Here is a 24,062-nt window from a genome sequence, read left to right as displayed (position 1 = left end):
ATCATGCTGCCGTTGGAAGATGCCATCAGTGGGTGCGGGTGGCAACGGATCTATATCGACTTGCCGTGGGCCGAGGGCAGTGCTGACACCAACGCGAGCGGCACCACCCACGTCGCGGAGGGGGCTCTGGACGACATCCGGGAGCAGCTGGGAGACCGGCCCTTCGCGCTGATCGGCAACTCCTTCGGAGGCATGATTGCCCGGTACGTGGCTCACGAGCGCCGGGGCCAGATCCTTGGCCTGGCTACTCTTGCGGGTGTGTACGAGCCGGCCCATCAAGCGCGCAGCCTTCCCCGGCGGCAGGTTGTTTTGGAGGATCCCGCCGTCCTGGCTTTGGCAGGACAGGGGAGGGCAGACTACGAAGAGATGGCTGTCGTCCAGAGCGAGGCCACACTCGAGGCATTCACCCGGTACGCGCTTCCTGGTCTTTGCGGAGCGAACCAAAGCGTTCTCGAACAGGTGGCGTCGGAGTATGCGCTCGCTGTCGAACCGGAGGTCGCGCATCCCGCTCGATTCGAGGCGCCCTCGCTGCACCTTTTCGGCCGTCAGGACCATGTGACTGGCTACGAGGACGGGTGGAAACTCCGCGACCACTATGTCCGGGGTACCTACGCGGTGCTCGACGCCGCTGGCCATAACGCCCATCTCGAGCGCCCGGACCTTACTGCCGCGCTAGTGAAGGATTGGCTCGCACGGATTTCCACGGCCTTATGAAGGATCCTCACTTAACAGTGACATGGCCGTTCCCGGACGCGTTCCAGACAGGCTCCGAAACCGGCCGGCACCTGAGGAGGCGGATCCTTCGGCGGAAGGTACTTCTACCCGGTTCTCCGGAGCAGCGTGGCGAGCCCATACGGCTCCAGAAAGCTGGCCAGCAAATCTCCGGGAGAACTTGACTTCATCACGCCGGCGGACGGGCCTGCCAGTTCAACGTCGAGTTCGTTCAGAAGGGTTTCACGCCTCCGGCCCTGGGGACTGACCAGGCTCGTGGCCGCCGGCGTGAGGCAGTCAGGACGGTTTCCTTGGCCACAGGCGTGGACGCCGCGTTACTTGCGCATTTTCCCTGGCGGATGTGACGAACATTGGAGAACCGCCGACCGTCATGCTCTGCTGAAGCGGAGGTGGCTCACCTATGAGGTTGACCCGCAGTTGCAGTTCATTACCCAGCGATGTCCGACACTTCCCTCCCGGCGACAGCTGCCATGGTCAGGGCAACGCGCGCAGCCGACCACGAGTAATCCACCGGTAGCCCCGTGGATTACAAGCTCGCGGTGGACAGGTTCTCCCAGGCATTGGCAGCGGCGGAATCCGCGGCCGAGGTTCCGTAGAAGGAGCCGCTGCCCGGACTGTTCACTAGCAATGCATGACTTAGGTCAAATGGGGTCGCTCAAAACCAACGGTATAGAAGCCCCGTCCCGGCCTACAATCAGGTTTGTGGCTACTTATGAACCTGCAGAACTCGCCCGTGAACTCGGCTATACCGACGAGCAGCGACCGGGGAAGGTCGTCCGGGATTACCTTCGTGCGAGATACCCGGACCACCCGAAGTACCAGCGGTGGGTGCTTGATGAAGTCCAGGCCGCAGACGTCCGCGTCAACGTCCCTCGGAAGAGTTGACTCGCGCCGCGCCCTCGGTTCCAAGCGTTTCGTCCGGGCTGGCGTGATCCTGTTCGCCTATCGGTGCCTGCATTAGCGCCTCGACATCGATCGGTTCCTCGTTAGTAGCATCCGAAAAATTCGAGCGACTCAACTGCCGCCGTCGGCCGTTCCACCGCGCTCCGTGCCGGGCGCCGAACCGGCCCCAGGCACTCGCCGGCATCCCGCCGTCGGACGTTGCCGGCAGCGACCCCTCCGCCACGTCCTTCAGGACCTGCAGGTGCCGTCCTTCGCCGGATTCATCGGCCGACGAGCCGGGTGTGCGGACTACAGTGTCTCCGGAATCGGCCGCCCCGGGAAGAGCGTCGAGTACTGCTTCCGGTACATCTTGCGCCCGATGAGCCGGTAGGCGAGGCGGACCGGTGCGGGGATCTCCTTGAACAGTTCCTTCCGGTCAGCGGGCGGGTTCGTGGCCAGCACCATCCCGAGGTAAGCGACCATGAACTTCTTGTCGAACTTCTTGATCCCGTGCTGCCCTACCGCGTTCATCTCCTCCTCCGTCATCACCCTGTCCACGGCGGGCATGATCTCGGTGACCTCGCGGCGCAGGTGAACATGGAGGACTTCGGACAGGTCCTCGTAAAGTGCAGCCAGTTCGCGGCCGGTCTCTGCCTCGGCCGTCTCCATCCAGCGCAGGCGCACGGGCTCTATGTGCTCCAGCCGCTGTGTGACAGCTTTGTGCTGCGCGAGCATCTGCCCTATGTGCAACGCGCACGCCGGAGCCCGTTCCGTCAGCTGCGGGTACATGAGCAGGTCCTCGCCCTCATGGTGCGTGTGGAGTACTTTGTCGAAGTTCCCCAGCACTTCCCCCACGTAAGCCGCGCGGGCGGTGTCGCCGGCTCCGGCGGAACGCACCAGCCCGGGTGCCTCGTCGTAGGCCCACAGGAAAAAACGGTGAATGCGCCGCATGCCGGCCGTACCAGTGCAGAGTACGGGCCCGGGCGGCAGGGGAGCTGCGGTCTCGCCGGGCTGCATGGTGAAGAAGTCGGTCACTTGGAATGCCCCTAACTGTTGTCAGTCCGAGACCACGACCTCTCCCCGGGAGCATGGTATCGCCTGCCCCTCCTGCCGAACAATGGCCGCGGATTTCCGCCGGTCAGGTCCCTGACCAGCGCCGCAGGGTGCTGTTGATCAGTCCGATCAGCACGGCTGTCCACCAGCATGCCTGGGAAATGGTCAGTGCGATCATCAGCCGTGCCCTTAGCCTGCGGCCGAGTCCGCCGAACCGGGTTTCAGCAGGCAGCGCCATCAGTTGGTGCATGGCGGGGGCAATGCTCAGTCCATTGAGCATCAGGACCAGTACGCAGCCGAGCTTGATGGCGGTGACGGGGTTGGCCAGGTCGGGGTCGATGAGGGCTCCGGAGGCCAGGAGCAGGACGAGTCCGCCCCAGATCAGGGGCTTCGCTGCGGCTTCAAGTTTGCCCGATTCATGCATGTGGACCTTGCCCAAGAGCCACAGCAGACCCAGCCAGTCCACCGCCAGGATGGTGCCGAAGGACAGGACCAGGGCGAGGATGTGGACAGCAAGGCCGACGCGGTGGAGTTCCGGTCCGCAGTCCACGTTGTGACCGATCAGCACCGAGGCCAGCCATCCGGCGGTGCAGAGCACGCCCAGCAGGAACAGCCGGGTCTTCTTGGTCTTGCCGGCCACTTGCCGGTCCGTTCCGGGGGCCGGTTCGGCCGTCGTCAGGGCAGGGGCCGTCACCTTTGTGGCCTATCGTCCCTGCCCGGGGTTGGTGGGGACCCGGCGGCGGCGGTAGAAGGCCGGAGCCGGACGGCATTGCGGCGGAAGCCGGGGTGGCCGGGCGCGCGGCGGTGCGCGGGCGGCGTCGATGGAGTCATGATGTTCCTAGGGAATTAGGTTTACCTAACTCCGGAACAGTACAGCCTTCCTTAGTAATTACGAAAACATTTCATGACGTATTTCTTCCCGGCGTCCCGGGACTTCTGCGCCTGACCCGGCCCGGCGCCGTCGTCCGTTACTGCCGTCGTCTTTTACCGAAGTCCGGCGAAGACGGGTCCGCCCCGCCGAAAAGGTATCTTTGGGGAGGGGGGACCGTACCGGTCACGTCCTACACCGGTGTTCGGTTGAGCGCGGCCAGGCCGAGCAGCAGCACGTCGCCCGGTGTCCGCGTCGACGGCAGTGCCGCCGTCATCATGACTCAGGAGCGTGACTGGTGAGCAACGCCAGTGAATGGGCTGTCAGGCTCAAAGCATTCCACGAGAAGCAGCTGGACCGTCCTCGCCGTGTGTACCGGCTCGGCCGCACCAAGATCCTCCTGACACGTGGCCATATAGCGTGCACGCTGGGCGCAGCCGTCGGGGCCGTGTCGGTCGATTCTCCTGACTGGCTGTTCTGGGTCGCAGCCGTTGGCGGGTTTGTGGGAGGAAAGTACTTCTACCCGGTTCCCCGGAGCAGCGTAGCGAGCCCGTATGGCTTCAGGGAGCTGCCGAGGAAATCTCCCGGTGACCTGGACTTCATGTCGCCGGCGGAGATCCAGGCCTACCAATTCAACGTCGAGTTCGTCCAGAAGGGTGTCACCCCTTTGGCGACGGGGACCGAAGACGCTCTTGTCCGCCAGCGCGAGGCGGTGAGGGCCGTGTCCTTGGCGACACGCGTCGATGCCGAATCGCTGGCGCACCTTTCCCTGGCGGAGGTGAAGGAATACGGCAGGACCGCCGGCCGTCACGATCTGCTGAACCGGCGGTGGCTCACCTATGAGGTTGACCCGCAGCTGCAGTTCGATTACCCCGCGATGTCTGACGCTTCCCTCCCGACCACGGCGGCCATGATCAGGGCCAGGCATACCGCCGACCACGCGAGAACCACGGGCAATCCGGCTGATTACAAGCTCGCGGTGGACAGGTTCTCCCAGGCTCTGGCCGCGGCGGAAGCGGCGGCCGGGGTTCCGTAGGGCAAACCAGACCTGCTGTGTGGAGTCTGAACTGCCCGCTCAGCTTGGGGGTGTTCCCAGGTATTTCCGTGCAGTTGCGACCTTCATATACATCCTCAAGTTGCCTCCGCCGGTTGAAAGAAATCCGTGACGGGCATACCAGTCCACCAAGCCGGGATTGTCGGCGTCGACCACGATTATCTGGCCACCGCCGAGCTCCGAAGCCCCCACGATCGTCTCGAGCGCCGCACGCAGAAGCTGCCACCCCCACTGGTTGATGTTGTCGCCGCGCAGGGAAACGTCTAGCGCCAGCTTGGCCAGTAGCCATCCAGGCGCATTGCGCAGTACTTCCCGCTGGAGCGGCTTCGGCATACCGTCCCGGACCACGAGCGTGGGGCAGATGGCAAAGTATCCTACGACCCGTTCAGCTTCGCCGGGCCGGTGTTCGACCAGCAGATAAACCATGCTGGCGCCGGCCTCTACGGCCTGACCTGCATAGTCTGTCAGCCACTGGTTGTAGGCTGCTTCACCACAGTCAAAGGCCCCCAGATCGTACCCGGGGGCCAGCTTCACAACGCGAACAGTCTGCTCACTCATCGAGCAATACGACGCGGCAGCTTGGACAGTGCTGCCAGTTCTGCGGACTCGTCCGGTATGTCGAGGGAGGCCATCATGGCGTCGAAGATCTCCGGTGCCATGAGCGTGACGTCCGACCGGGATATTACTTTTTGGGCAGCCTGCCGCGCGGCTTCAGCGACGAATGCCGACTTTGTCACATGAAGCAGCTCCGCGGCTTCGGTAATTAATTCATCGGTGCTTTCGTCCGTGCGCAGCTCTAACCGTCGTGTCTTGGTGCTTGTCATGGGATGTCAGCCTCCTTTCTGACAGTGTACGGCACTTGTACGGTTAGAAGTAGGAGTCTTTATTCGTCCCGTCGACCCGCCAGGCGCCCCAGAGCCTCCACAGCCGCCGAATCCGCGGAGCCCATAGCCGTGGACAGCCAGCGGCTGATAAGCCCGGCGTCACCACTGGATCGCACAGCGGCTCCCAGCGCCAGGTCCAGCCGGTCACGGAGGAGCTGCACGGCCATGGTCCCGGACCGGCTGAGCAGAGGAGCGCGGTAGGCGTCGAGCGCCTCAGCCACCCTGCCCTCACGGAGGAGCCGCAGCACGCGCCCGGCATCGGAACACCCGGCGAGCCCCGCTACAAGGCGGTAGGGGTTCGACGCCACAGCGTCGCCCAGCAGGGACCGCACCCTGAACATCTCCGTTCGTATGGAGGCGGCGATGCCCGCATCGCCGTGAAGCTCATACGCCAATTCTTCCGCTGACCAACCCTGCGTCCGCGAATCCAGCAGCGCCAGGATCTCCGCACGCCGCAGCGTCAGCGGCACACGGCTGCCGTCACGGAAAACCGCAGCCGGCCGGTCGCCGAGCAGTTCGAGCGACGCAACAGCCGCCGTCGGCCGTTCCACCGCGCTCTGTGCAGGGCGCCCAACGGACCCCGAGGCCCCCGCTGGCCTCCCGCCGTCGGGCGTTGCCAGCAGCATCTCCGCCATGCTGACAGCACACCGCACCATACGCAGCGTGTCCGCGGTGAGGGACTCCAGCGGGCCCGAGACATCAAGCACGCCCAGCAACTTACCCGTCAACGGGTCCCTGATGGGTGCCGCGGTGCAGGCCCACTCGTGGTGGGTGCGGACCAGGTGCTCGGCGGAAAACAGCTGCACCGGCCGGCCGGTGACCAGGACCTCGCTGATGGCGTTGGTGCCGATCCCGGCCTCCGACCAGTCCGCACCCTCGGAGAACTCAAGCTGGTCCGCGCGCCCCAACACCCGGGGGCTGCCCACCCTCCACAGGATCTCCCCGCCGGCGTCCGTCAGCACCAGCAGGTGCCGTCCATCGCCGGATTCATCGGCCAGCAGCTCCCTGAGCGCCGGCATGACCAGCTGCAGCCGGTGTTCCCGCCGCAGCTCCAGCACCTCGGAGACCTCATGCAGGTGGCGGGGACTGTGCTGGTCGGGGCTGATGCCCAGCGCCATCGACCGGCGCCACGAATCGGCCAGCGGCTCCGGAATCTCGGGACGGGGAACGCCGGAGATCACCAGTTCGTGGGCGCGGCGCAGCACCCGCGAATATTTCGCCGGGTCCGAAAACTTCAGGCCGTGGTCCATGGTTCCCTCCCACTGCCGGTCGCCGTCGACCATGCAGTGCTGATGCAACGCTGCTGTAACCCCCACTGCGTTTCACTGGGGTGATGCAGCTCACGTCCGCCCAGCATATCGCAGGGGCCGGGACGGAATCGGGGCCGCCGGACCACCAGCTACACGGACCATCACACAAAGGAGTGGACATGACCGAAACACCCACTGCAGCCGCGCAGGCCTGGCTCAAGGGCCTGGATGACGCCCTTCAGCGGCGCGACGTGGACGCAGCCCTGGAACTCTTCGAGGACACCAGCTACTGGCGTGACTTCGTCGCCTTCACCTGGAACCTCAAGACGCTCGAAGGCAAGGCCGATATCCGGCGGATGCTCGAATCCACCCTTGACCGCGTGCAGCCCGCCAACTGGGCACTCGCCGAGGACGCCACCGGCGACGCCGACGCCGTGGAAGCCTGGATCACCTTCGAAACCGGCGCCGCCCGCGGCTACGGCCACCTCCGGCTGCGGAACGGCAAATGCTGGACCCTGCTCACCACCATGAAGGAGCTGAAGGGCTTCGAGGAGAAGAAGGGGCCGCGCCGCGAAAAGGGCGTTGCCCACGAAATCGTCAAGGGCCGCCGGTCCTGGCTGGAGCTCAAGGAAGAGCAGGAGGCGAGGCTCGGCCACGACGAGCAGCCCTACTGCGTGATTGTGGGCGGCGGGCAGGGCGGCATCGGCCTCGCGGCCCGGCTGCGGCGCATGGGCGTCCCCGCCATCGTCATCGAAAAGAACCAGAAGCCGGGGGACTCCTGGCGGAACCGCTACAAGTCCCTGCACCTGCACGATCCGGTCTGGTACGACCACCTGCCCTACCTGCAGTTCCCGGACGACTGGCCCGTCTTCGCCGCGAAGGACAAGATCGGCGACTGGCTGGAGCACTACACCCGGATCATGGAGCTGAACTACTGGTCGGGCACCGAGTGCGTGGGGGCGGCGTTCGACGACGGCACCCAGGAATGGGTGGTCAACGTGGTCCGCAACGGCGAACCTGTGACCCTGCGGGCCAAGCAGCTGGTGTTCGCCTTGGGCGTCTCGGGTTACCCCAACATCCCCGCGTTCGACGGCGCCGAGAGCTTCCTGGGGGAGCAGCGGCACTCCTCCCAGCACCCGGGCGGTGGAGACTGGGAGGGCAAGAAGGCTGTGGTGATCGGGTCCAACAACTCGGCACACGATATCTGCGCCGACCTGTGGGAGCACGGCGCCGACGTCACCATGGTGCAGCGGTCCTCCACGCACATCGCCCGCAGCGAATCCCTGATGGACCTGGCGCTGGGCGGGCTCTACTCCGAGGAGGCCCTCGCCAACGGGGTCACCACCGAGAAGGCCGACCTGCTGTTCGCCTCGCTGCCGATGCGGATCCTGGCCGAAACCCAGGTGCCGGTGTACCAGGCGATGGCAGAACGCGACGCCGGGTTCTACTCCCAGCTGGAGGCCGCAGGCTTCGACCTTGACTTCGGCGTGGACGGTTCCGGGCTGTTCGTGAAGTACCTGCGTCGCGGCTCCGGTTATTACATCGATGTCGGCGCTTCCCAGCTGCTGATCGACGGGCGGGTGAAGCTCAAGTCCGGCCAGGTCTCCAAAATCACCGGAAACGCCGTGGTCATGGCCGACGGAACCGAGCTCGAGGCGGACCTCATTGTCTACGCCACCGGCTACGGCTCCATGAACGGCTGGCTGGCCGATCTGGTCTCTCCCGAAGTGGCGGACCAGGTGGGAAGATGCTGGGGTTACGGCTCGGACACCCCGAAGGACCCGGGCCCTTGGGAAGGGGAACTGCGCAACATGTGGAAGCCCACCAACGTAGCCAACCTCTGGATCCATGGCGGAAACCTGCACCAAAGCCGGCACTACTCCTCCTACCTGGCCCTGCAGCTCAAGGCACGCATGGAGGGACTGGACACGACTGTCTACGAACTGCAGCCCACCCACCACACGCGCTGATCCACGGTGGTTGAGCCTGCCGAGGCCAGTCTTCGACATGCTCGACCACTGGGAGGGAGAGCATCAGCCTGAGCCCGCCGTCGCGGCACAGGACCCTTCTTCGCCGGCAACCAACCAACCAACCAAAGGTCCCTACCGAACCTCCGGAACCGGTGCGAGGATGTTCGGGTGCGGCCCGGGCGCCCCGCAGGACCGGGCCCTTCGAGGATATTCACGTTCACAGAATGGAAGGATCATCATGAAGGCAGCACGTTTCCATGCCCGCAAGGACATCCGCATCGAGGACGTTCCGGAGCCTGAACTCAGGGCCGGGGCAGTGAAGATCGACGTCGCGTGGTGCGGCATCTGCGGCACCGACCTGCACGAATACCTGGAAGGCCCCATCTTCTGTCCCGCGCCCGGACATCCGCACCCGCTCTCCCACGAGGAATCGCCGGTGACCCTGGGGCATGAATTCTCGGGGACTGTCTCAGAAATCGGCGAGGGTGTGGAGGGGCTGGAAGTGGGCGACAACGTCGTCGTCGAACCGTACTTTGTGGACGGCGACTGCGACATGTGCCAGGCGGGCAGCTACCACCTGTGCCGGCAGATGGGATTCATCGGGCTCTCCGGCGGCGGGGGAGGCCTGAGTGAAAAGGTCGTGGTGGACCAACGGTGGGTGCACCCGATCGGCAGCATTCCCCTGGATGAGGCGGCCTTGATCGAGCCGCTGTCCGTGGCCCACCACGCAGTGGCCCGCAGCGGTGTGAAAGCCGGGGACACGGCGCTGGTGGGCGGGTCCGGTCCCATCGGCCTGCTCACCGCCGCGGTCCTCAAGGGCATGGGGGTGAGCACGATCATCAGCGAGCTCACCCAGGCGCGCAAGGAAAAAGCCACGTCCAGCGGCGTGGCCGACCACGTCCTTGACCCCAGCCAGGAGGACGTCCCCGCGCGGGTCCGGGAACTCACCGGGGGAGCCGGGGCCGACGTCGCCTTCGAGTGCGCCGGCGTGAACGCCGTGCTGGACACCATGCTCGACGCCGTCCGGCCGGGCGCCGTTGTGGTGAACGTGTCCATCTGGGGTGCGCCGGCCACCATCGATATGCAGAAGCTGGTGCTCAAGGAGATCGACCTCCGCGGCACCATCGCCTACGTCCGGGACCACCCCGCCGTCATCAAGATGGTGCAGGAGGGCAAAGTGGACCTCAAGCCGTTCATCACCGGCAGGATCGCTCTGGATGACCTCGTGGCGCAGGGCTTCGATACCCTCATCAACCACAAGGACACGGCCGTGAAAGTGCTGGTGCATCCGTAGGTGTGGCGGGCGGACGTCAGGAAAGTTGATGGCAGGAGGCAAATGCCGCCGTCGTTCTTCTGCCCGGTTTCTACTTGTGGGAGGTCGCCTGGCGGGCGCTGTTGCGTACAACAAGAGTGGGTGCGATTGGGGTGCGGTCTACCTCCCGCCCTTCCATTGCACCAAGAAGCACTTCCATGCTCATGAGCGCTAAAGCCGTGAAGTCTTGGCGAACAGTGGTCAGGGGAGGCAGGAAGTAGTCTGAACCCTCGATGTCGTCGAAACCGACCACACTCACATCCTCCGGCACCCGGATCCCGTTTTCAGCGAAAGCGCGTATTAGCCCGAGGGCCGTGTGGTCGCTGGCCGCGAAGATAGCCTGGGGTACCTTTTGTTCCCGTACCAGCCGGAGCGCGGTCTCGTAGGCCCACTTTGGGCTCCAGTCACCTTCAATGCAAAGCCGCGGCTCCAGCCCTGCATCCCGCAGCGCCGCTTCCCAGCCGCGCTTGCGGACCCGTCCATCGAACCAGTCCATGGAACCGGCAATATGGGCGATGTCCGTATGACCCAGGTCTATAAGGTGCTGGGTGGCCAGCCGCGCTCCCAGCTCCTGATTTTCCGAGTAGGTGAAGACATTGGGAGTCGACGAGGCTCCGGCGGCGATCATCTCCACCGGTACGCGGCATGTGGCGTTCCAGACAGCTGCCGCCATATCAACAACAGGCGCGATGACGATGATCCCTCCCACGCCGCTATCGTCCAGGCTGTCGAGGGCGTCTTGAACAGAGTCTTCGTAGGGCTTCTCAACGCTGATGACTGTTGCGGCGTAGCCTTTCTTCCGCGCAACGTTTTCCAGCGCCAGGAGCGTTCCCACCGGTCCGAACCGGGGCGAGCCGTCGGAGAGTATGCCGATGGACGTCGAGCGGCTGGTAACCAGTGCCGTGGCTGCCCGGTTCCGCCGGTAGCCGATGTCTTTGATGATCTGAAGAACGCGTTCGCGGGTTGAGGCGCTGACGTCCGGCGCGTCGTTCAGGACCCGCGAGACAGTACCAAAGGAGACGCCGGCCAGCTGCGCCACATCGTTGATGGTCGGTTTCCTGCGCGACGGTTCTGCCGGAGGCCGGTCATTGCCCTCCCGGCGGACTGCCATGCCTGCCATGCCTCTCCTTGTCCTGCACTGTGCGAGCTGAGCCTGGGACAGCTGTGAGCCTGCTTAAGCTTACGTCCCTGCGCCCACACCAGCCTGCCACGTGATCGTTGACACCATCTCCGTTAGCGTTTACGCTAAATACCGTAAACGTTTACGGAAGCTTCGTAAGCGTTCACGGAAGGCAACCTGGACAGAGAGTGAGCGGGATGAGCGACACAATCGCGGCCGCTCTTTCGCTCGATCCCGGGACCAGCTTCCGGACCGTTGATGAAGCCCAGTGGGGACATCTTGAGGTACTGCTTACGGGCACAGCACGTGATGATCTCGCAGCAGCTGTCCGCACTTTTGTCCCCGCAGGTTCCTCGGCTGTTGTCGGCGTGTTCGATGACAACACCCTGTGGGCAAGCCTGGTTGTTTCTCTCGACCAATCCGGCACGCCTGTGTCACTGACGACCATCCAGGGGTCAGTAGCCGAGGCCGCCGGCGGCATGCCAAAGGCGGCAGGGGAGGCGGTGAGGTGGGTGCAAGCCCACCACGGACCGTGTTCGCTGGGCCTTTTCGTAGACAAGGTCCACGCGGAAGCCTTCGTGAAGGCTTCCGATAAGGCGGCCGCTGTCCGTGCGGCCGCAGCCGCAGGCGGCCTTGTCCTGTCGCCGGTTCCCCCTGCCCTCGCCTTAGCGCTGGCCTGACTCAAACAACCACACCACCCATTCCATACAAGCACTGGAGAACAATGATGATCCGCAGGCTTCCCCTGGTGGCCTTGGCCGCAGTTCTGTCCCTTTCCGTCGCATCCTGCAGCAGTTCAACCGCGAGCACCTCCAACGCCCCTGATGCAGGCGTTTCCGAGAAGGCCCAGCAGGCCCTCGACAAGATCAAGGGACAGGTCCTGAGCAAGGGTCCCAACGGTGAATCTCCGTCCCCGGCCTCCGTTGCGGACCTGACGCCGGAGGAGATTGAAAAGGTCAAGGCACTCAATGCCAAAGCCGCTATCGTGATGCACTACGGCGGCAACGACTGGGCCACGGCCCAGACCAACGGCCTCAAGAGCGAGTTCGAAAAGCTCGGCATCCAGGTGATTGCCACAACGGACGCAAACTTCAAGCCCGACAAGCAGGTCTCCGACCTCGAGACCGTCATGACGCAGAATCCGGACGTCATTGTGTCCATCCCCACCGACCCCGTTGCCACCGCCTCGGCCTACAAGAAGGCCGCGGCCGCCGGAACCAAGATCGTCTTCATGGACAACATTCCCCAGGGACTGACCGCCGGCACGGACTACGTTTCGGTCGTTTCCGCGGACAACTACGGAAACGGCGTCGTCTCCGCACACCAGATGGCCAAGGCCATCGGCGGCAAGGGCAAGATCGGACTTGTTTTCCACCAGGCTGACTTCTTTGTGACCAAGCAGCGCTACCAGGGCTTCAAGGAAACGATCACCAAGGAATACCCCGAAATCCAGATCGTCGAGGAGAAGGGCATCGCGGGTCCGGACTTCGCCGGTGACGCGCAGGCTGCCGCCAACGCCATGCTGAGCAAGTACGCCGACCTCTCGGGTATCTGGGCAGTATGGGATGTCCCGGCAGAAGGTGTCATGGCTGCGGCCCGCGCCGCCGGCCGGCCGGACTTGAAGATTGCCACCGAGGACCTCGGCAAGAACGTCGCCATCGCCCTGGCCAAAGACCAGCTCGTCGTCGGCCTCGGCGCCCAGGTTCCCTTCGACCAAGGCGTCACTGAGGCCCGGCTGGCCGCAGGAGCCCTCATCGGCAAGCAGGCACCGGCCTACGTGGCGCTGAGCGCACTGCCGGTGGATCACTCCAACGTCCTCGAAGCCTGGAAGCAGGTCTACCACGAGGACGCCCCCAAGGACATCCAAGAGTCCTACAAAAAGTAGCCAGACCTGACCGTGCGGGGGCTGCAATGCCCCCGCACTGTCCCGAAAGGGCACCAATGAACACCGCAGACAATGCCGTCGAAATGCGTTCGATCTCCAAAGGCTTCAACGGTGTCTCCGTGCTGAAGGACGTCAGCTTCGACGTCCGGAAGGGCGAAGTCCACGCCTTGGCAGGCGGCAACGGCGCCGGGAAATCCACGCTCATGAAGATCCTCCAGGGCGTTTACCAGACGGACGCGGGCGAAATCCTCATCGGCGGGAAACCCACCGTCATCAACTCGATCCAGGAAGCCAAGGCAGCCGGCGTCGGCATGGTCTTCCAGGAATTCAGCCTGGTCCCCAGCCTGACCGTGGCCCAGAACATCTTCCTTGCCGCCGAGCCCCTCAGCGCGGGCGGGTTCATTGACGACAGGGCTTCGGTCCGGCGGGCCAAGGAAATCTTCGCCGAAATGGAGGTCGATGTAGACCCCCAGGCTGAGGTCTCCCGGCTCGGTACCGCGTACTGGCAGCTGACCGAGATCGCCAAGGCACTCTCGCAGAATGCCCAGGTACTGATCATGGATGAGCCCACTGCCAGCCTTGCCCGGCACGAGTCCGAAGCACTCTTCGAACTGATTGACCGGCTCAAGCAGCGCGGCATTTCCATCATCTATATCTCCCACCGCATGGACGAGGTCTACCGGCTCGCGGACCGGATCACCATTCTCCGCGACGGCCGCCGGCTCCTGACCGAACCGTTGGCCGCAGTGACCCCCGAACAGATCGTAGAAGGCATCGTTGGCAAGAAAATCGAAGGCCAACTTGCCTACCGCGAACGGGACACCGTGGCCCATGGGGGAGTACCCCTGCTGGAGGTCCGCGGCCTGAACGTCGGGCGGCGGGTGAAGGACATCTCCTTCACGCTTCAGCCCGGCGAAATCCTGGGACTGGCCGGGCTCATGGGAAGCGGGCGCACCGAACTCGCACGCGCACTGTTCGGCATCGATCGGCGTGACAGCGGTGAAATCCTCATCAGGGGGAAGAAAAGCACCATAGCCTCACCGCAGCAGGCCATCGACGCCGGCATCGCCCTCATCCCCGAAGACCGGCGGGCGCAGGGCCTTGTCCTGGACCATTCGGTCCGCGACAACCTCCTGCTGCCGCTGCTTGGCCAGATCAGGCGCGGACCGCTGCTGGACGGTGCCAAAGGCAGGGAACTCTCGGCATCCCTCATCAAGAAGTTCGCGGTCAAGGTGGCCCACCCCCACCGTCCGGTGCGGCTGCTCTCCGGCGGAAACCAGCAGAAGGTGGTCATCGCCAAATGGCTGGGCACTAATCCGGACATCCTCATCCTCGATGAACCGACGGCCGGCGTCGACATCGGTACCAAAAGCGAAATCCTGGACATGATCCGCGAACTCGCCAGTGCCGGCAAAGCCGTCATCGTCATCTCTTCCGAGTACCCCGAACTACTTGCGGTCAGCGACCGCGTCCTCGTCCTCAAGGACGGCTCCGTCATCCGTGACATCCCCCGCAGCGAGATCGCTGGCGAGGAATATCTCCAACTTGCAGTCCAGGGAGTCTGAACAGTGAGCAACGCAAACACCATCACCCCGCCCGATGCCGCGGTAACCCGCAATTTTGGGTCCATGCTGAAAGAGCTGGACTGGCGGCGCTACGTCATCTACATCGGCTTCGTCGTCGTCTTCATCTTCTTCGCCGTCCTGCTGCGGGACCAGGGCTTCCTGTCCCCGCAGAACCTCCTCAACATCTTCCGGCAGACGGCCACCATCACGGTCATCGCCGTCGGCATGACGTACGTCATCTCGTGCGCGGAAATCGACCTGAGCGTGGGCTCCGTGGCGGGCCTTTCCAGCGTCTGCACGGCCATGGCACTGGCTCAGTGGGGCCTGGTCCCCGGCATCCTCGCAGGCCTCGCCGTCGGGCTCGTAGTCGGCTCCGTCAACGGTGCACTCGTCAGTCTCCTCGGAATCCCTTCCTTCCTGGTGACACTGGGCATGCTGGGCATCGCCGTCGGCGTCGCGCAGTGGATCACCGCCTCGGCCCCGCAGCCGATTCTGGACGACACCTTCAACGTGCTGTTCGGGTCCGGTGACTTCGGCCCGGTGCCCGGCCTGGTGGTCTGGAGTGCCATCTTCGTGGCCATCGGCGCCGTCGTGCTGAACCGCACCAGATTCGGCCGCCAGGTCCTGGCCACGGGAGGCAACCGCAACGCCGCAGATTTCACCGGCATCAACACCAAGCGCATCAAATTCCAGGTTCTCCTCATCTCGGCCATGGCGGCAAGCGTCGCCGGCATGCTCTACGCCGGGCGCCTCCAATCCGGACGGTTCCAGTGGGGATCGGGAGACGAACTCTCTGCCATCGCCGCCGTCATCCTGGGTGGAACCAGCCTCTTCGGCGGGTTCGGCTCCATCATCGGCACACTCTTCGGCGCCCTGCTGATCGGCCTGATCAACAACGGACTGATCCTCGCCGGGCTCGACAGCAGCCAGCAGCAGGTTGTCCGCGGCGCAATCATCATCCTGGCCGTCGCTATGGCCCGGAAGAAGTAGCACACATGACTTTCCAACTACGCGCCGGAATTATCGGAACAGGATTCATGGGTTCTGTCCACGCCCATGCGGTGCGCGCAGCAGGCGGTGAAGTCATGGCAGTCGCCGGGAGCAGCCAGGCTTCCGCCGAAGCCGCAGTATCCGCGCTCGGCGCCCGAACCGCAGCCGAATCTCCTGAAGCGCTGATCGCACGGGCAGATGTGGATGTCATCCACATCTGCACCCCGAACGCGACCCACGCCGACCTCGCACGCAAGGCTATCGCAGCGGGGAAACCGGTTGTCTGCGAGAAGCCCCTCGCCACCTGTGTTGAGGATGCCCGGGAACTGGCGGACCTCGCCGATCGGTCAGGTGTCGTCACGGGCGTCCCCTTCGTCTACCGGTTCTATCCCGCCGTCCGCGAGGCCCGCGACCGTATCCTCCGGGGCGACGCCGGCCGCCTCTGGATGCTGCACGGTTCCTACCTGCAGGATTGGCTGGTTGGCGCGGAGGCCACGAACTGGCGGGTCGACTCAAATCTCGGAGGAGCCTCTAGAGCGTTCGGTGACATCGGCGTGCACTGGTGTGACCTGATGGAGTTCACGACCGGACATAGAATCACCAGGCTTGTGGCGAATACCAGCCGGGCATACGAAGAACGCGAAACCGGCGGGCAGTTGTCCTCCGTTGCCACTGAGGACGGGGCCACGCTCCTGTTCGAGACGGACAGAGGTGCCACAGGATCCCTGGTGGTCAGCCAGGTGAGCCCGGGCCGCAAAAACCGCCTCTGGTTCTCCTTTGACGGAACCGAAGCGTCATTCAGCTTCAACCAGGAGCGACCGGACACCCTTCAGGTGGGCAGTACCGAGTCCAACTCGGAAATCGCGGTCGGCCCGCAAACGCTAACAACTCCGGGTGGTCGGCGGTACGCCAAACTCCCACCGGGCCACCCCCAGGGATACCAGGACAGCTTCAACGCCTTCGTCGCCGACGTATACGCGGCTGTCCAGGGACAAGAACCCGAAGGCCTGCCCACGTTCAGGGACGGCCTGCGCGCGGCCCTCATCACCGATGCAGTCATTGCCTCCGCTGCGCAGCAGACGTGGGTCGATGTTTCCGGCACTGACACCCCTTTCGAATTACTCAAGTCTTCCTCAGCAGCTGAAAGGCAGAAGCAATGAAACTCGGTTACTGTTCCATCACCTGGGGCGGCGTCGTTGGCCACCCACAAGGCGTGACGAGCGTGAAGGACCTTTTCTACATGACCCACGGGTCCATGCGGGACGCAGTGCAGGACATCGCGTCAGCGGGCTACCAGGGTATTGAAATGTTTGACGGCAACCTCGCAGAATACGCCGAGAAGCCTGAAGAACTCAGGGAAATCCTGGGTACCGCCGAAGTCGAACTGGCAAGCGTCTACACCGGGGCGAACTTTATCTACGCCGACATACTTCCCGACGAGCTGCACCGGATCCACCGTGCCGCCGAATTGGCTGCCACCTTTGGAGCAGAACGGCTTGTAGTAGGAGGCGGAGCACGGCGCGCCGCCGGAACCACGGATGAGGACTACCAACGCCTCGGTGAGGCGCTTGACAGCGTAACGGACATCGCGGAGAGCTTCGGCCTGTCGGCAAGCTACCACCCGCATCTGAGCACCATCGTCGAAAGCCCGGAGGAACTGGACAGGCTGATGCCGCTCACGCGAATCGGCTTCTGCCCGGACACCGCGCACCTTGCAGCCGGCGGGGCGGACCCGGCCGCAGTCATCCGGAAGTACCCCGACAGGATCCGGCACGTCCACCTCAAGGACTTTCAGAAGGACCCTTTCAATTTCCTGCCACTGGGACAGGGCGAGCTCGACTTTCCCGACATCATCGCCGCAATCCGCGAAAGCGGATACGACAGCTGGCTCATGGTCGAACTCGACAACTACGACGGCGACCCCCGAGCCGCAGCAGAACTGAGCAAGAAATACCTGGAAAAGCTCCTCTCTAACTAATTTTTCAACCGCAGGGGCTGCCGTAGACGGCAACTGCCCCCGTCTTCCGGAAGGAACCAGATTCACATGCAAAACCTCAACGTCGGCCTCATCGGAGGCGGCTTCATGGGCAAGGCCCACTCGCTGGCTTACGCCGCCATGCCCATGTTCTTCTGGCCTGCACCGGCACTTCCGGTCCGCAAGGTCATCGCTGAAGCCACACCGGATCTCGCCGCGGAGGCGGCCCGCCGCTTCGGGTTCGAGAACTCCACCGCAGACTGGCGCAGCATCATTGATGATCCGGACATCCACGTCGTAGACATCGCCACGCCCAACCATCTCCACGCCGAAATTGCCATCGCCGCCGCCGAAGCAGGCAAGCACATCATCTGCGAGAAGCCGTTGGCGCGTACGGGCGAAGAATCCAAGGCCATGTACGACGCTGTCAAGGACAAGAACCTCGTCCACATGGTCGCCTTCAACTACCGGCGCACACCCGCCGTCGCGCTGGCAAAGAAATACATCGAAGAAGGGGCCATCGGACAGATCCTCAACTTCCGGGGCACCTACCTGCAGGACTGGAGCGCCGACCCTAACTCCCCGCTGTCCTGGCGCTTTCAGAAGTCGATCGCAGGTTCCGGTGCCCTGGGCGACATCGCAACGCACGTCATCGACATGGCCCGCTATCTGGTCGGCGAGTTCAGCGCCGTCAACGCTCTCCTGTCCACCTGGATCCCCGAGCGACCGCTCCAGACGGGCGGGGCCGACGCACTCGGCACGGTACGCGGCGGGGAAGGCCCACGCGGCCAGGTCGACGTCGACGATGAAGTCATGACGATGATCCGCTTCGCCAACGGAGCCGTGGGTTCCGTGGAAGCAACACGCAATGCCCACGGAAGGAACAACTACATCACCTTCGAAATCCACGGAACCGAAGGAAGCATCGTGTTCAACTACGAACGGCGCGATGAACTGCAGGTTTGCTTCGCTTCCGACCCCAGTGACCGCCGGGGATTCCGCACCGTTTACACCGGGCCGGCACACCCCTACGGAGAAGGACTCTGGCCCATCCCTGCCCTCGGCATCGGATACGGCGAAACGAAGATCATCGAGGCCTACGACTTCTTCAAGGCCATCGCAGAAGGCGGCAGCGTAAGCCCGAACTTTGCCGACGGCTATCAAGTAGCTCTCATCGACGACGCCATCGTCGAGTCCGCTGCAAAAGAATCTTGGGTCGAGGTTCCGCAGATCAACGCATGACCCAAACGGGAGGGGCGGCGACCAGTCCGCCCCTCCCGCAGGCCCGGCAGCACACGAGGACGTAAAAACATGCCCCACACAACAGTCAGCCAAGAAGAAGCGCAAGTCTGGTTAATGCCAGTGTTCAATGCAAAAGCCGGGCAGGAAGCAACGCTAAATGAAGCACTGGTTGCATTGCAGTCTTTGAGCCGAAAAGACCCAGGATGCCTGGAATATACCGTCTTCTCTGACGATCAAAGGCCAGGTACGTTCGTCCTCATTGAGGGATGGGCCCGCCACGGGGACCTGCAGGCCCACAACGAAGAAGTCCATGTAAAGGAATTCGTGAAAGAGGTGCAGTCCTTGCTGGCAGCACCCTTCGAGGTGACTCCCATCACTCCTCTAGCCGAACCTTCCAGCGAAACCCAAGGAGCCTGACATGCCCCGCCCGTACACCCTCTTTACCGGCCAGTGGGCCGACCTCCCCTTCGAGGAAGTCGCCCGCCTGGCCTCCGGCTGGGGCTACGACGGCCTGGAAATCGCCGTCTCCGGGGACCACCTGGACGCTTGGCGCTGGGACGAACCCGGCTACGTCGAAGCCAAACTCGCCGTCCTGGACAAGTACAACCTCAAGGTCTGGGCCATCTCCAACCACCTCAAGGGCCAGGCCGTGTGCGACGACCCCATCGACTTCCGCCACGAAGCCATCGTCGGGTCCAAGGTATGGGGCGACGGGGACCCTGAAGGCGTCCGCACCCGCGCCGCCGAGGAAATGAAACACACCGCCCGGCTCGCCAAAGCACTCGGCGTGGACACCGTCGTCGGCTTCACCGGCTCCTCCATCTGGCAGTACGTGGCGATGTTCCCGCCCGTCCCCGAACACGTCATCGACGCCGGATACCAGGACTTCGCGGACCGTTGGAACCCCATCCTGGACGTCTTCGACGAATGCGGGGTCCGCTTCGCCCACGAGGTCCACCCGAGTGAGATCGCCTACGACTACTGGACTACGGTCCGCACCCTCGAAGCGATCGGCCACCGCGAGGCGTTCGGCCTGAACTGGGACCCCTCGCACATGATGTGGCAGGGCATGGACCCGGTCTCCTTCATCTGGGACTTCAAGGACCGGATCTACCACGTGGACTGCAAGGACACCAAGCTCCGCCAGACCGGCCGGAACACCGTCCTCGGCTCCCACCTGGCCTGGGGCGACCCGCGCCGTGGATGGGACTTCGTCTCCGCCGGCCGCGGCGACGTGCCGTGGGAATCCTCCTTCCGGGCGTTGGCTGCCATCGGCTACGACGGCCCCATCTCCATCGAATGGGAAGACGCCGGCATGGACCGGCTCCACGGCGCCCCCGAAGCCCTCGCCGCGCTGAAGAAGTTCGACTTCCCCGCCTCGAACACCTCCTTCGACGCCGCCTTCAGCACCACCGACTAGAGGTGCTGCAACGACCCCTAGAAACCGCACAAGTGCCGCCGTCGTCCGTCCTTCCTGTGGTTGTGCGGATCCCCGAGGTACCTGAACCAGCCCGTGCGAGAATGGCGCCATGACCCACGAGCAGCACCACTCCACCGCGCTGGCACTACACCCCGCATTCGAAGCCGCCCATCAGGCCGCCCGAAAGAGCCTGGCTGAAGGCGGCATCCCCATCGGAGCAGCGCTCGCCCGCGACGGCATGGTCATTGCAAGCGGGCACAACGAACGGGTCCAAAACGCCGATCCGATCGCGCACGGGGAAATGTCCGCGCTCCGCGCCGCCGGCCGGCAGAGGAGCTACCGGGACACCACGCTCTACACCACCCTCGCCCCGTGTGCCATGTGCGCCGGAACCATCATCCAGTTCAAGATCCCCCGCGTGGTGGTGGGGGAAGCACGCACGTTCGACGGCGAAGTGGAGCTCCTGCGCTCACGTGGGGTTGAGGTGGTGGTCCTGGATGACCAGCGTTGCGTGGACATGATGCGCACGTTCCAGTCCGACAACCCGGACCTGTGGGCCGAGGACATCGCCGAGTAGGTCCTGCGGTCACCCCGGCGATCCGCTCCCTTTTTGGCTAGGGGAAGGGGTCCAAACTGCCCTGCCTACACAAACGGTCCTGACCCGCACCTTTCGTGCGGGGCAGGACCGTCCCTGTTGACGGGCCGGGTGCCTATCCGGCGGCGCCCACGTACGTAACTGCCGGCATGGCGGGGGTTTCCATGCCCTCGCCGATGAAGAAGCTCGGGTGCGGCGGCTGGTTGTACGCCACGTTTTCGCGGGCCACTCCCGTGCGGTACATCGGATCGTGCATCAGCGTGCGGAGCCGCACCTCGGTGGGCGCCGTGGTGGTGTAGATCCGCAGTTCACTGCTGTCCGACGACGGGAAGGCCAGTTCCTCGCGCCAGTCGCCCAGCAGGTCCGCCTGCAGCGACGGGTTGCCCTTGGTGGTGTTGTTGGACCGGGCACCGGTGGCGGTCAGCAGCCGGTCGCTGGTTTCGGTTTCCCAGTTCCACTTGGAGATGGTGGGCACGCCGCGCGAGACGGTGGCGTCGTAGTCGTGGTCCACGATCTCGCGCAGCAGGTCGCCGTCCCACCAGGCCAGGAAGTTGGCCGCCGGGATCTTCTCGGCGATCAGCTCGCCCTTGGCGGACATCAGCTGGCCCCGCGGGGAGTTCCAGGAGGCGTCGCCGCCCACAGCCCAGCCTTCGGCCCCGGCGTAACGGGGATCGATGTCGCCGGCAGCGCCGCGGCCCGTGTCCTTGACGGCCGGGATGCTCCAGAGCACTTCGCCGGTGGCCGAATCGCGGAACGTGGCGCCGCGGTTGCCGCTCTGGCCCATGCTCTCGTGGACGGCGAAGGTCTCCAGGCCCGGGCGGGACGGATCCAGGTCGCTGGTGTGGATGGCGTCGCCGTGGCCCAGCTTGGTGTTGTAGAGGGGTTTGCCGTCGTCGTCGATGGTCATGGAGCCGAAGACGAACTCATCCTTGCCGTCCTGGTCCACGTCGGCCACGGACAGGTTGTGGTTGCCCTGGCCCTTGTACTCGGCACCGGCCACGTCCGAGTCAAAGATCCAGCGCTTCACCAGCTTGCCGTTCACCAGGTCATAGGGGACCAGGACCGTGCGGGTGTAGTAGCCGCGGCTGAACATCATGGACGGGTGTTCGCCGTCCAGGTAGGCCACGCCCGCCAGGAAACGGTCCACGCGGTTGCCGTAGCCGTCGCCCCAGGAAGAGACCGCGCCACGGGCCGGCTCATACGCCACGGTGTCCATGATGGTTCCGGTCTCGCCCTTGAACACGGTCAGGAACTCGGGGCCCGAGAGGACGTACCCGGCGCTGGTCCGGTAGTCCACCGCACCGTTGCCGATCACGGTGCCTGCCGCGTCCGTGGTTCCCTCTGCGGTCTTCAGGGAAAGCTCGGCTTTGCCGTCGCCGTCGAAGTCGTACGCCAGCAGCTGCGTGTAGTGGGCGCCGGCGCGGATGTTGCGGCCCAGGTCAATGCGCCACAGCTTGGTGCCGTCCATCTTGTACGCGTCAACATAGACGTTGCCCGTGTAGCCGGACTGGGAGTTGTCCTTGGCGTTGGACGGGTTCCACAGCTGGATGATTTCGTACTTGCCGTCCCCGTCCAGGTCCGCCACGGTGGAGTCGTTGGCGGAGTAGGTGTAGGCCTGCCCTGCGGGTGTGACGCCGTCGGCCGGCTTGTCCAGCTTGATCGGCAGGTAGTTCTGCGCCAGCGGGGTGAACTCCTCGGTAAGCCGGTCCTGGCCGTTGCCGTTCCCCACCGCCTGGATGACGTACTTGGAGGTGGCCGTTCCGTCAGGGTCCACGTACATGGTGCTGTTCCGGATGGGATCCACGGTGAGCTGGACGCCGTCGCGGATCACATGGAAGCCGATGCTGTCCTTGTCCAGGCCGAGCATCCGCCAGCTGAGCGTCACGCCCTGGCCGGTAAGGACTGCAACCGGGGCGCGGTCCAGGTTTTCAACCTGACGCTTGAGGTCAGCGGTCCCGGAGTTCTGTGCCGCCGCGTTCTGGCTGGGCTCCGCCTGCGCCAGCGGGACACCGGTGAAGGCAAGGGCCGCTGCCGTGAGGGCGGCCGCGGCCGCCAACGGCGCAGCCCTAAAGGGTTTGTACTGAGGGGAACATGTCGCGGGATAGGTCAAGGAACATCTCCTTTGATGCAGGTGGCAGCTGAGTCTGCCGCTCGAGTTTTGTAACGTTTCATTCTTGCGGCGGCCAAGCAACTGAATTTGAGAGGTTGCAGGGGCCGGAGCAAGAAAGCGCTTTCCGCCCCTAAGGTTTATCAGGATGTGACTGACGCGGTCAAGACCTTGACGGTCTGAAATGTGAGTAATTGTTCCGTTGGTGTGAGATCCCGCCCGCTTGGTGCCGTCAGCTACGGGGTCACTGCAAAGTCAGCCGGCGGGCAGCACGGCGGCCACCTCAACCGCAACCCCGGTGTCACGGAACTTCTGCACCTGGGCCGGGTCGGCGCCGTCGTCCGTTACCAAAGTCCACGGCAGTGGGAGCCTGGCCCAGGCGTGGAAGGGCCGCAGGCCCAGCTTGGAGGAATCCGCCAGAACATAAACAGCATTCCCGCGCCGGGCCATGAGCTCCTTGAGCCGGGTCTGGGCGTGGTCGGCCTCGCAGATACCGTCCTCGGCGGTGACGGCGTCGGCGCCCAGGAACACGCGGTCAAAGCTCATCCGTTCCAGGGTGGCTTCGGCGAGTGGCCCCACAAAGCTCTGGCTGACGCTCCGCAGCCGGCCGCCCAGGCAGTCCACGTCGATGCCGTCCGACTCGGACAGCTCCTGCATGGTGTTGATGCCGGGCGTCGTCACGGACAGCTTTTCGAAACCGCGCAGCTCGTGGGCCAAGGCACCCACGGTGGAGCCGGCGTCGAGCAGGATGTTCTCCCCGGGCCGGATTACGGACGCCGCCCAGCGGGCGATAGCGTGCTTCTGCTCAAACGCCTCGCCGGTGCGCTGCCGCAGCGACGCCTCCGGGTGGGCGCCCATGGCCATGGCGCCGCCATAGGTGCGGGCCAGCCGGCCCTGACCGTTCAGCAGCGCCAGGTCGCGGCGGATGGTGGAGGCGGTCACCCCGAACCGGGCCGAAAGTTCCTCCACGGAGGCCAGGCCGGTGGTGACGGCGAGGTGGTAGATCTCCTCGCGCCTGGCATTTGCGCTCAGCATTCCGGTCTCCTTCCCGTGGGCGTGGTTACCATGCTAGTTCCGGTGCCCGCCAACTCGAGGGGCACCGCGCTGCGCGGAATGCGCAACGGCCGGTCAGCAAGCTTAGCTGACCGGCCGTTCAGA

General features: G+C 64.5%; 23 protein-coding genes. 15 read left to right on the top strand and 8 right to left on the bottom strand.

Translation table 11 applies throughout. The annotated features are described in order from the left end of the window. The first annotated feature begins 3 nt into the window (after positions 1–3). Together ACS5PJ_RS10585 and ACS5PJ_RS10580 are read left to right on the top strand one after the other, a co-directional pair. On the top strand, positions 4–714 hold the full coding sequence (locus tag ACS5PJ_RS10585) for an alpha/beta fold hydrolase (RefSeq protein ID WP_439434845.1): 711 nt from the start codon (positions 4–6) through the stop codon (positions 712–714). Between the two features lie 720 nt (positions 715–1,434). Next, positions 1,435–1,617 (top strand): hypothetical protein, encoded by a 183-nt coding sequence (locus tag ACS5PJ_RS10580; RefSeq protein ID WP_439434844.1) that lies wholly within the window; start codon positions 1,435–1,437, stop codon positions 1,615–1,617. A gap of 306 nt (positions 1,618–1,923) precedes the next feature. Here the strand turns inward: ACS5PJ_RS10580 and ACS5PJ_RS10575 are convergent, their stop codons facing one another. Together ACS5PJ_RS10575 and ACS5PJ_RS10570 are read right to left on the bottom strand one after the other, a co-directional pair. Further along, positions 1,924–2,649, bottom strand: a complete 726-nt coding sequence (locus tag ACS5PJ_RS10575; RefSeq protein WP_439434843.1) for a hemerythrin domain-containing protein — start codon at positions 2,647–2,649, stop codon at positions 1,924–1,926. Between the two features lie 103 nt (positions 2,650–2,752). Then, the gene (locus ACS5PJ_RS10570; protein WP_439434842.1) at positions 2,753–3,361 is read right to left on the bottom strand and encodes a hypothetical protein; all 609 of its coding nucleotides are present in this window, start codon (positions 3,359–3,361) and stop codon (positions 2,753–2,755) included. A 472-nt stretch (positions 3,362–3,833) separates the two neighbouring features. On the opposite strand from ACS5PJ_RS10570, the gene ACS5PJ_RS10565 reads away from it, so the two are divergent. Continuing rightward, complete coding sequence (locus tag ACS5PJ_RS10565; protein WP_439434841.1) at positions 3,834–4,571, top strand: hypothetical protein; 738 nt, start codon at positions 3,834–3,836, stop codon at positions 4,569–4,571. 39 nt (positions 4,572–4,610) lie between these two features. Here the strand turns inward: ACS5PJ_RS10565 and ACS5PJ_RS10560 are convergent, their stop codons facing one another. Genes ACS5PJ_RS10560 through ACS5PJ_RS10550 form a run of 3 tightly spaced genes read right to left on the bottom strand, consistent with a single transcriptional unit; the run spans position 4,611 to position 6,789 of the window. Next, positions 4,611–5,147, bottom strand: coding sequence for a GNAT family N-acetyltransferase (locus tag ACS5PJ_RS10560; protein ID WP_439434840.1), 537 nt, complete (start codon positions 5,145–5,147; stop codon positions 4,611–4,613). After that, positions 5,144–5,413, bottom strand: a complete 270-nt coding sequence (locus ACS5PJ_RS10555) for a type II toxin-antitoxin system TacA family antitoxin (RefSeq protein WP_439434839.1) — start codon at positions 5,411–5,413, stop codon at positions 5,144–5,146. The genes ACS5PJ_RS10560 and ACS5PJ_RS10555 overlap by 4 nt, the downstream gene beginning before the upstream one ends. Positions 5,414–5,472: 59 nt before the next feature. After that, a complete protein-coding gene (locus tag ACS5PJ_RS10550; RefSeq protein ID WP_439434838.1) occupies positions 5,473–6,789 on the bottom strand; it encodes a GAF domain-containing protein in 1,317 nt (438 codons plus the stop codon). Between the two features lie 113 nt (positions 6,790–6,902). Between ACS5PJ_RS10550 and ACS5PJ_RS10545 the strand changes: the two genes are divergently transcribed. Together ACS5PJ_RS10545 and ACS5PJ_RS10540 are read left to right on the top strand one after the other, a co-directional pair. Beyond that, entirely contained in the window at positions 6,903–8,693 is a 1,791-nt protein-coding gene (locus ACS5PJ_RS10545; RefSeq protein WP_439434837.1) for an NAD(P)/FAD-dependent oxidoreductase, read from the top strand. A gap of 238 nt (positions 8,694–8,931) precedes the next feature. Beyond that, positions 8,932–9,987 carry a 2,3-butanediol dehydrogenase gene (locus ACS5PJ_RS10540; RefSeq protein WP_439434836.1) on the top strand — a complete coding sequence of 352 codons (1,056 nt, stop codon included), beginning with the start codon at positions 8,932–8,934 and terminating at the stop codon, positions 9,985–9,987. A gap of 70 nt (positions 9,988–10,057) precedes the next feature. On the opposite strand, the gene ACS5PJ_RS10535 is transcribed toward ACS5PJ_RS10540, so the two are convergent. Beyond that, positions 10,058–11,125, bottom strand: coding sequence for a LacI family DNA-binding transcriptional regulator (locus tag ACS5PJ_RS10535; protein ID WP_439434835.1), 1,068 nt, complete (start codon positions 11,123–11,125; stop codon positions 10,058–10,060). A 197-nt stretch (positions 11,126–11,322) separates the two neighbouring features. Here ACS5PJ_RS10535 and ACS5PJ_RS10530 point away from each other — a divergent pair, with 197 nt between their 5' ends. The 10 genes from ACS5PJ_RS10530 to ACS5PJ_RS10485 all read left to right on the top strand — a co-directional run bounded on the left by ACS5PJ_RS10530 (position 11,323) and on the right by ACS5PJ_RS10485 (position 20,779). Then, positions 11,323–11,805: a hypothetical protein gene (locus ACS5PJ_RS10530; RefSeq protein ID WP_439434834.1), complete on the top strand. Its 483-nt coding sequence runs from the start codon at positions 11,323–11,325 to the stop codon at positions 11,803–11,805. 44 nt (positions 11,806–11,849) lie between these two features. Then, the gene (locus ACS5PJ_RS10525; RefSeq protein ID WP_439434833.1) at positions 11,850–13,010 is read left to right on the top strand and encodes a substrate-binding domain-containing protein; all 1,161 of its coding nucleotides are present in this window, start codon (positions 11,850–11,852) and stop codon (positions 13,008–13,010) included. A gap of 56 nt (positions 13,011–13,066) precedes the next feature. Further along, a complete protein-coding gene (locus tag ACS5PJ_RS10520; RefSeq protein ID WP_439434832.1) occupies positions 13,067–14,575 on the top strand; it encodes a sugar ABC transporter ATP-binding protein in 1,509 nt (502 codons plus the stop codon). A 3-nt stretch (positions 14,576–14,578) separates the two neighbouring features. Beyond that, on the top strand, positions 14,579–15,565 hold the full coding sequence (locus ACS5PJ_RS10515; protein WP_439434831.1) for an ABC transporter permease: 987 nt from the start codon (positions 14,579–14,581) through the stop codon (positions 15,563–15,565). A 5-nt stretch (positions 15,566–15,570) separates the two neighbouring features. After that, entirely contained in the window at positions 15,571–16,725 is a 1,155-nt protein-coding gene (locus tag ACS5PJ_RS10510; RefSeq protein WP_439434830.1) for a Gfo/Idh/MocA family protein, read from the top strand. Further along, positions 16,722–17,543, top strand: a complete 822-nt coding sequence (locus ACS5PJ_RS10505) for a sugar phosphate isomerase/epimerase family protein (protein WP_439434829.1) — start codon at positions 16,722–16,724, stop codon at positions 17,541–17,543. The genes ACS5PJ_RS10510 and ACS5PJ_RS10505 overlap by 4 nt, the downstream gene beginning before the upstream one ends. Positions 17,544–17,609: 66 nt before the next feature. Next, a complete protein-coding gene (locus ACS5PJ_RS10500) occupies positions 17,610–18,782 on the top strand; it encodes a levoglucosan dehydrogenase (protein ID WP_439434828.1) in 1,173 nt (390 codons plus the stop codon). Positions 18,783–18,851: 69 nt separating this feature from the next. Continuing rightward, positions 18,852–19,199, top strand: a complete 348-nt coding sequence (locus ACS5PJ_RS10495; protein WP_439434827.1) for a putative quinol monooxygenase — start codon at positions 18,852–18,854, stop codon at positions 19,197–19,199. A 1-nt stretch (position 19,200) separates the two neighbouring features. Continuing rightward, the gene (locus ACS5PJ_RS10490) at positions 19,201–20,202 is read left to right on the top strand and encodes a sugar phosphate isomerase/epimerase family protein (protein WP_439434826.1); all 1,002 of its coding nucleotides are present in this window, start codon (positions 19,201–19,203) and stop codon (positions 20,200–20,202) included. 109 nt (positions 20,203–20,311) lie between these two features. Then, positions 20,312–20,779 (top strand): nucleoside deaminase, encoded by a 468-nt coding sequence (locus ACS5PJ_RS10485; RefSeq protein WP_439434825.1) that lies wholly within the window; start codon positions 20,312–20,314, stop codon positions 20,777–20,779. Between the two features lie 133 nt (positions 20,780–20,912). On the opposite strand, the gene ACS5PJ_RS10480 is transcribed toward ACS5PJ_RS10485, so the two are convergent. Continuing rightward, positions 20,913–22,907 (bottom strand): rhamnogalacturonan lyase, encoded by a 1,995-nt coding sequence (locus ACS5PJ_RS10480; RefSeq protein ID WP_439434824.1) that lies wholly within the window; start codon positions 22,905–22,907, stop codon positions 20,913–20,915. A 252-nt stretch (positions 22,908–23,159) separates the two neighbouring features. Then, the gene (locus tag ACS5PJ_RS10475; protein ID WP_439434823.1) at positions 23,160–23,939 is read right to left on the bottom strand and encodes a DeoR/GlpR family DNA-binding transcription regulator; all 780 of its coding nucleotides are present in this window, start codon (positions 23,937–23,939) and stop codon (positions 23,160–23,162) included. Between the last annotated feature and the right edge of the window lie 123 nt (positions 23,940–24,062).

Source organism: Pseudarthrobacter cremeus (genome assembly GCF_051857465.1).
GTDB lineage: Bacteria > Actinomycetota > Actinomycetes > Actinomycetales > Micrococcaceae > Arthrobacter.
The sequence above is the reverse complement of the archived record's forward strand: the minus strand, read 5'-3'. Positions and strand labels throughout refer to the sequence as shown.